The 296-nt window shown below is 44.9% G+C and carries 1 protein-coding gene; it reads left to right on the top strand.

Annotated elements, in window-relative coordinates; translation table 11 throughout:
- Positions 1-296, top strand: a 296-nt coding sequence (locus tag ACT3RM_RS18295; protein ID WP_444511568.1) for a Mu transposase domain-containing protein, incomplete at both ends; no start/stop codon positions are given.

The raw sequence follows: 296 nt of genomic DNA, 5'->3' as shown, positions 1-296 counted from the left end.
TCTATGAATCGTTTGTTGCCGACATTGTAGCTCGCCGTAATCGCCGTGTAAGTGATAAATACGCAGTAGAGCAGCGACAATTACATGCTTTACCACGGACGATGAGCGTCAATTACACCGAGCATTATCTAACGGTGTCACGTACGAGTACTATTTCATTGAAACGTGTTACCTATAGCGTCCCGTCACGCCTTATTGGTAGCCGATTACTGGTTCGTTTATATGACAACCGTTTAGAGCTGCACTATGGCAGCGATTTAGTTCAAACGTTAGCGCGTGTCTATGCTTCTAAAGGA

Origin of the sequence: Pseudoalteromonas sp. AOP7-A1-14 (assembly GCF_052376275.1) — a bacterium.
Lineage (GTDB): Bacteria > Pseudomonadota > Gammaproteobacteria > Enterobacterales > Alteromonadaceae > Pseudoalteromonas.
This window is presented reverse-complemented; position numbering and strand designations above follow the sequence as displayed.